At 33.6% G+C, this 7,048-nt stretch carries 7 protein-coding genes, 1 tRNA gene and 1 other RNA gene; 3 read left to right on the forward strand and 6 right to left on the reverse strand.

The features are described from left to right. Nucleotides 1–87: 87 nt before the first annotated feature. The 5 genes from KHW44_RS04560 to rpiB form a co-directional block, all read right to left on the reverse strand. Nucleotides 88–173 (reverse strand) — tRNA-Leu (locus KHW44_RS04560). Between the two features lie 29 nt (nucleotides 174–202). Further along, a complete protein-coding gene (locus KHW44_RS04565; RefSeq protein WP_304066520.1) occupies nucleotides 203–844 on the reverse strand; it encodes a lytic transglycosylase domain-containing protein in 642 nt (213 codons plus the stop codon). Beyond that, nucleotides 841–1,449: a dephospho-CoA kinase gene (coaE, locus tag KHW44_RS04570; protein WP_304066523.1), complete on the reverse strand. Its 609-nt coding sequence runs from the start codon at nucleotides 1,447–1,449 to the stop codon at nucleotides 841–843. The genes KHW44_RS04565 and coaE overlap by 4 nt, the downstream gene beginning before the upstream one ends. After that, nucleotides 1,436–4,063, reverse strand: coding sequence for a DNA polymerase I (gene polA, locus KHW44_RS04575; RefSeq protein WP_304066526.1), 2,628 nt, complete (start codon nucleotides 4,061–4,063; stop codon nucleotides 1,436–1,438). Before polA ends, coaE begins: the two co-directional genes overlap by 14 nt. A 1-nt stretch (nucleotide 4,064) precedes the next feature. After that, nucleotides 4,065–4,517, reverse strand: coding sequence for a ribose 5-phosphate isomerase B (gene rpiB / locus KHW44_RS04580; RefSeq protein ID WP_304066528.1), 453 nt, complete (start codon nucleotides 4,515–4,517; stop codon nucleotides 4,065–4,067). Between the two features lie 106 nt (nucleotides 4,518–4,623). Between rpiB and ssrA the strand changes: the two genes are divergently transcribed. Further along, nucleotides 4,624–4,985, forward strand: a transfer-messenger RNA (tmRNA) gene (gene ssrA, locus KHW44_RS04585). Between the two features lie 40 nt (nucleotides 4,986–5,025). Here ssrA and KHW44_RS04590 read toward each other — a convergent pair. Beyond that, on the reverse strand, nucleotides 5,026–5,358 hold the full coding sequence (locus KHW44_RS04590) for a hypothetical protein (RefSeq protein ID WP_304066531.1): 333 nt from the start codon (nucleotides 5,356–5,358) through the stop codon (nucleotides 5,026–5,028). Between the two features lie 227 nt (nucleotides 5,359–5,585). Here KHW44_RS04590 and KHW44_RS04595 point away from each other — a divergent pair, with 227 nt between their 5' ends. Further along, nucleotides 5,586–6,746: an iron-containing alcohol dehydrogenase gene (locus tag KHW44_RS04595; RefSeq protein WP_002840542.1), complete on the forward strand. Its 1,161-nt coding sequence runs from the start codon at nucleotides 5,586–5,588 to the stop codon at nucleotides 6,744–6,746. Between the two features lie 87 nt (nucleotides 6,747–6,833). Continuing rightward, on the forward strand, nucleotides 6,834–7,048 hold a 215-nt coding region (locus KHW44_RS04600; protein WP_304066534.1), incomplete at its 3' end, for a helix-turn-helix domain-containing protein.

Consider the following 7,048-nt stretch of genomic DNA (forward strand, 5'->3'; position numbering starts at 1 on the left):
TAGGATTTATGATCATCCATGTGAAATCCGCCTTTAAAAGTCAGATTTTCTAAACTCATTTTTTCACCCCTTTAATAAAATAAAAAATGGTGCAGAGAAAGAGACTTGAACTCTTACGGGATTATTCCCACTGCCCCCTCAAGACAGCGTGTCTACCATTCCACCACCCCTGCGTGATAAAGACCTTTTTTACAAAGGTCTTTTAATATTTGTTAATAATATTTTTGATTAATTTAATGTAGTTTTTAGCCCAAACTTTGAAATTCTTGTGCATATTTTCTTCAAGCTTAGTATCTTCGTAGAAAATTTTGTAAATATTGTATTGGTTTTCAACTTTTACAACGTAATATTTCGTCTCAGAAGACGGAATATCGTCTAAAGTTTGACCATCTTTCGAAAAAGATTCGTTCGACAACCACTCTTTTACATTGCCAATTCCGCCGTTGTAAGCTGCAATCGCCAAATCGTGATTTTTGAAATGGTGCAACAAATATGACAAATAAGCCGTACCCATTTCAATGTTCTTGTCAGGTTTTTTCAAATCTTCCACTGTAAAATGAGTGTTTCTCATATTGTTAATACTTTCAGCAGTATCCGGCATCAATTGCATAAGCCCCAAAGCTCCCGCTTTTGATTTTACACTTGGATCAAAGTTAGATTCAACTTTAATCACACTCATAACCAAAAGTGGATCCACGTTGTATTCTTTTGCGTATGCATTAACCAAATCGACATATTTCACTGGTCTTGTCATAGTTGAATATGCGCTCACGCCAAATCCAACTAAAAACACAATCACAATAATAGAAATAATCGTGATTAAAAATCTTTTAATAAATTTCATAATTTTTTCCTATCTATTAGTTTGTCAACCTTAAGTATTAGATCAGCTTCAGTCGTATTGTTTACAAGAACTTCGTCAAACTCACTAATTTTTTTCTCATAATCCAGTTGAGAATTAATTCTTGTAACTGCAGTATCGTAATCAAAGTTATTCCTATCCATAATCCTTTGAATTCTGATATTTCTATCAGCGACAACTACCCAATCTTCGTCGACATCGATATATTTGTCAATCAAATTTTTGCTTTCCAAATACATAGAAATTTCCAGAAAAATCAAATCAGATTTTTCCTTCTTAATTCTTTTTACTACTCTTAATATTATATCAGTATGTGTCAATTCTTCAAGTTTTTTTAGTAATGTTTTTGAATTAAATACAAGTTTGGAAAGTTTCTTCCTATCGATGTTAGAATTTTCGTCCAAAATTCCTTCTCCAAACTCATCTATAAGCTTGTAATAAAGGTCTGTACCTTGTTCATAGATTTGGTGAGTAATCTCATCCAAATCTATTACAACAAAGCCTTTTTCTCTTATCCTTCTACACACCGTACTTTTCCCACTGGCGATATTGCCACAAACTACGATGATTTTTTTATTTTGCATCATACCAAGTATCTGCACTGTTAACATCAATCTTCATATCGACTTTCAAATCAACAGCATGTGTCATGACATCTTTCATAATTTCAAGAACTTTTTCTCTCTCATCTTCTGGACAATCAACAATAAGCTCATCGTGAACTTGCAAAATCAATTTTGCTTTTAATTTTTCTTCGTTTAATCTATTGTAGAATTTAACCATTGCAACTTTTATTATATCCGCTGCGGATCCTTGAATTGGCGTATTAAGTGCCACACGTTCTCCAAAACTTCTCACGTTGTAGTTTTTGGATTTCAATTCAGGAATGTATCTTCTTCTGTTCATAATAGTTTCAACGTAGCCTTTTCCCTTGCCAATCGCAACTATATCTTCCATGTATTGTTTGATGCCTTTGTAAGTGTCCAAATAATTTTCGATGTATTCCTTGGCTTCTTTTCTAGTTATATGCAAATCTTTACTCAAAGAATAATCTCCAATTCCGTAAACAATACCGAAGTTTACAGCCTTTGCGTTGGATCTTTGAAGTGATGATACCTTATCAAAATCAACCTTGAATACTTCGCTGGCAGTTTTCCTGTGAATATCTGCACCATTTTTGAATGCATCAAGCATCACTTCGTCATTCGCCAAATCAGCCAACACTCTAAGCTCTATTTGAGAGTAATCCGCATCCAACAGAACACTTCCTTCGCTTGGAACAAATGCTTTTCTGATAAGTCTTCCTTCTTCAGTTCTGATAGGAATGTTTTGCAAATTAGGATTAGTTGAGCTGATTCTTCCAGTTTGTGCGATAGTTTGTTGGAATGTAGTGTGGATTTTGCCGTCTTCTTTAATTAAATCCACCATTCCGTCGATATACGTTGTTTTAAGCTTGGCGATAGTTCTGTATCTTAAAATATAGTCGATAATTTCGTGTCTTCCACTTAAAGCTTCCAAAACTTCTTGGTCTGTCGATGGACCTGTTTTGTTCTTCTTTATTACAGGAAGCTCTAAATCTTCAAACAACACTTCTGCCAATTGCTTTGATGAGTTGATGTTGATTTTCTTGCCGATAAGTTCTTCAACGCTGTCTTCGATTGATTTTATCTCGTCTTCGAAAAGTTCTCCCATCTCAACCAAAGTTTCTTTCTTGACACAAACTCCCGTGAATTCCATGTCGCACAACACTTTTATCAACGGAATTTCAACATCTCTGTACAGATGCATCATGCCTTCTTCTTCGATTTCAGAAATCTTTTCGTACAATTTGTTCGTGAAAATCATGTATTTCACAACATAATTGTCGATTTCTTTCTCGTCTGATTCCAAAATAGTCTTTTTAGATTTGCCTTTGCCTGTAATATCTTCAAGCGGCTTGAAATCATATCCAATAACTTTAGGATCAGATCTTTCCATGCTATAACTTGTCTTGGAAGGATCGAGCAAGTATTCTATGATGACAACATCATCGTAATTGTACGAAATGTCGATACCATATCTCATTAAATGATAAATACATGGTTTGATATCAAACGAAAGCTTGTTGATATCTTCTGATTCAAATTCTTCCTTAAATGATTTTACAAGCTCAACATTTCTTGTAATGTACACCTTATCAGTGTAAATCGCAAAAATCACAGGTTCATTGTCCACATAATAATCATTATTGAACAATGCAAAAGTAAACTTTTTGTTCTCTTTAATATAAGCTTTAATTTCATCTACTTTTTCATCCAAGTTTTCGTATTCAAATTTTTCATTGGATTCTTCATTTGGAAGTTTCTTGATAAAACTGTTGAATTCTAATTTTGTTAATACTTCAATCAAATGATCATTGTCGGCTTCTTTTATTGTACAATCATCAATTACAAATCCCATCAAATCTTTTGGAACATCTGTATTAATCGTTCCAAGTTCTCTACTCAAATACGCAATTTCTTCTCCATCGATGACTTTTTGCTTAGTTTTCTTGCCAGAAATTTCATCGACATGCTCGTACAATCCCTCAATGCTTCCGTATTTTTGAATGTATTTGAGAGCAGTTTTTTCGCCAACGCCATCAATTCCAGGAATATTGTCCGATTTATCTCCCATCAACCCTTTCAAATCAATCATTTGTTTAGGAGTAATTCCGTATTCTTCTTTCAAAGCATCTACATCGTAGATTTTTGTTTCAGTGATTCCCCTTTTCGTAAGGACAACTTTTGTGTTGTCGTCAATAAGTTGCAGATAATCCTTGTCACCAGTCAACAAATACACATCGTAGTCTTTCGATGAAGCTTGTTTTGCCAATGTTCCTGCGATGTCGTCTGCTTCATATCCTTTCAAATCAATGTATGAAACTCCCATCGCTTTCAACAATTCTTTTAACATATCGAATTGGCCGATTAATTCTTCTGGAGTTTCTTGACGATTGCCCTTGTATTCAGAATATTTTTCGTGCCTAAAAGTTGGCTCTTTTCTATCAAAACACACAACTACAAGATCTGGTTCGATTTTTCCCATAACAGAATAATACATATTCATAAATCCAAACACACCATTAGTGTGAATGCCATCTTTTGTAGTCAAATCTCTGATAGCGTAAAATCCTCTGAATAAAAGAGATGAACCATCAATAATTAAAGCTTTTTTTGACATTTTATAATCCCTTGTTTTCTTTTTCGAAAGCCATTATTTTGTCAACTCTTCTTTTGTGACGACCAGCTTCGAATTCATTTTCCAAGAAAGTTTTGATGATTAGTTTGGCAACCTCATCTCCAATTACACGCGCTCCGATGCAAAGCACATTTGCGTTGTTGTGGTTTCTGCTCATTTTTGCGCTGTACACATCAGACACACAAGCTGCTCTTATTCCTTCGAATTTGTTTGCTGCCAAGCTCATGCCAATTCCTGTTCCACAAATCAAAATTCCCAAATCAGAATTTCCTTTTTGGATTTCTTCGCAAACTTTCTTCGCATAATCTGGATAATCAACAGAATCTGATGAATTTGTTCCCAAATCCACTACTTCATTTCCCAAACTTTTTATATATTCAACCATTGAATCTTTTAATTCAAATCCACCGTGATCGGCTGCTATTGCTATTTTCATAAAAACCTCCAAATATATTACTACCTACATTTTATAATATGTTCATATATTTATCAATTATTTGAAGAATTACACATTTTATGGTAAAATATAGTTGTAAAAATATGGGGATGTCTTGGTTTCGACAGGGATATTGAAGTTTGAATAGCGAGTCGTTTTCGTCTACAAACGTAAAAAAAGGACAACTAAATATAAACGCTGAAGATAATAACTTCGCATTAGCTGCCTAATAACGGCGGCCGATTCAAAAACTAGAAAATCGTCCTGCGTTTTCTTTTTGAATCTCAACTAATGAGCAGGAACATCTCGTATATATTTCTCTGTTATATGAGATTATTTAAGAGGATATATCGATCATAGTTTTGTCAGTTAAATTTTGGTCGACGAATAAAACTTAATTGACTGCACTCGGAGAAGTTCTTAGGGATATATTTTTGGACAGGAGTTCGATTCTCCTCATCTCCACCATCAAAAAAGGTAGCCAATCGGCTACCTTTTTTTGTGTTCATCATTTCAATTCATTAATTATTACCGTTGAATTATCGCCTGCAAAAACATTGTGTTTTAAATTAGTTTGCGTGTCGATGTATTCGATGCATTTGTCATCGTAAGTGAAATCAAACTTTCCTTCTTTTTTGAAAATTTCTTTTCCTTCTGCATTGTAAATTATGATTTCTCGTTTGATTCCACCGCTGTATTCGCTTTTTACATTTTTCTTAAATCTTTGAAATCCTGCAGATTTGAACACCAATGCACTGCACGATGCCAAGAAAATAAGTATAACTATCAAGATTATCCATATTTTTTTCTTCACGTTTTTTGTTTTGTTTTCTTCTGACATTTTTTTCTCCTTTTTATTTGTTCAAATTTTTGTGAAACGCTTTCCAAAATCTAAAACTACGTTTTAAAATATCGTTGTTATTTATCAAGATAAAACACTTTATCACGATACTATTTATCTGTTAAATATTTTGTTTTCTTATTGACTAAACGGTTCAAATATTGTTATAATATTATTATAGCAGAAACATATTGTTTTTGTACAACTTACAAAAGGAGTGATTTATTATGGCAAACGGAGTACTTCATATTCCAGGTTTCATTTATTTTGGAGAAGGAACTTTTTCAAAGTTAAGTGAATTGAAAGGTAAGAAAGCAATTATAGTTACAGGTGGAAATTCTATGAAGAAAAACGGTTTCGTAGATAGAGCTTGTGAAGAATTGAAGAATGCAAATATGGAAGTATGCGTTTTTGATGGCGTTGAAGAAAATCCATCAGTAAAAACTGTTGAAGAAGGCGCTAAGAAAATGCAAGAATTCCAACCAGATTGGATTATCGCATTAGGTGGCGGTTCTGCAATGGACGCTGCAAAATGTATGTGGGCTTTTTATGAACATCCTGAATTAAAATTCGAAGACATCATTGAACCAGGATCTCTTCCAGAACTTCGTAAAAAAGCAAAATTCGTTGGTATCCCATCAACTTCAGGTACTGCAAGTGAAATCACTGCATTCTCAGTTATCACTGATACAGAAAAACACATCAAATATCCATTAGTATCTGATCACATTGTTCCAGACATCGCTATAGTAGATCCAGTTTTACCATCTAAGATGCCAAAATCAGTTACAGCAAATACTGGTATGGACGTTGTAGCACACGCAACTGAAGCATTGGTTTCTAATATTGCTAACGATTATACTGACGCGCTTGCAATTCACGCATTGAAATTGGTATTTGAATATTTACCAAAAGCTTGCGAAAATCCAGACGACATGGAAGCTCGTGAAAAAATGCATAACGCTTCAACAATGGCAGGTATCGCATTTACATCAGCTTCACTTGGTTTAGTTCACTCATTAGCACACAAAATTGGTGGAGAATTTGGAATTACTCATGGACTTGCTAATGCAATTCTACTTCCATACATCACACAATTTAACAGAAAAGCTACTAACAAAGTTGATTGGATTGAAAAAGAATTGAACGTAAAAGATTACCCAATCGCTGTTAGAGAATTAGCTAAGAAAGTTGGCATTCCACCAACATTGAAAGAAGTTGAAGAAAAATTCGGATTTAACAAAGAAAAATTTGACGCTGTATTGGATGAAATGAGCAAGAACGCTTACGAAGATCCATGTACTTTGACAAATCCTCGTGAATCAAATCCAGAAATAGTTAAAATGATATATACTCACGCTTACAACGGCGAAGATATAACAGAATAAATTTAATAGCAAAATATTTTATGTATAAAATCTGAACTGACCCCCAAAAATTGGACCTAAAAACTAACTTGAGGAGGTCAGTTTTTAATGGCAAAATATAGAACAGAATTTAAAGTAAAATTAGTAAAAGAATATTTAAAATCTAGCATATCATATAAATATTTATCAGAAAAATATTACATACCTGATAAAATTTTAGCAATAAGATGGGTAAATGACTTTAGAAAACAAGGCATAGAAGGACTAAAACCCAAAAAGAGAGGAAGACCTTCAAAAATGCCAAAGTCAACAAATAAATCAAA

Origin of the sequence: Finegoldia magna, from assembly GCF_018371055.1 — a bacterium.
Lineage (GTDB): Bacteria > Bacillota > Clostridia > Tissierellales > Peptoniphilaceae > Finegoldia > Finegoldia magna_I.

Excerpts from the sequence above, each read along its gene's own strand:
- KHW44_RS04565 (WP_304066520.1), bottom strand. The coding sequence starts at position 844 with ATGAAATTTATTAAAAGATTTTTAATCACGATTATTTCTATTATTGTG.
- coaE (WP_304066523.1), bottom strand. The coding sequence starts at position 1,449 with ATGATGCAAAATAAAAAAATCATCGTAGTTTGTGGCAATATCGCCAGT.
- polA (WP_304066526.1), bottom strand. The coding sequence starts at position 4,063 with ATGTCAAAAAAAGCTTTAATTATTGATGGTTCATCTCTTTTATTCAGA.
- rpiB (WP_304066528.1), bottom strand. The coding sequence starts at position 4,517 with ATGAAAATAGCAATAGCAGCCGATCACGGTGGATTTGAATTAAAAGAT.
- KHW44_RS04590 (WP_304066531.1), bottom strand. The coding sequence starts at position 5,358 with ATGTCAGAAGAAAACAAAACAAAAAACGTGAAGAAAAAAATATGGATA.
- KHW44_RS04595 (WP_002840542.1), top strand. The coding sequence starts at position 5,586 with ATGGCAAACGGAGTACTTCATATTCCAGGTTTCATTTATTTTGGAGAA.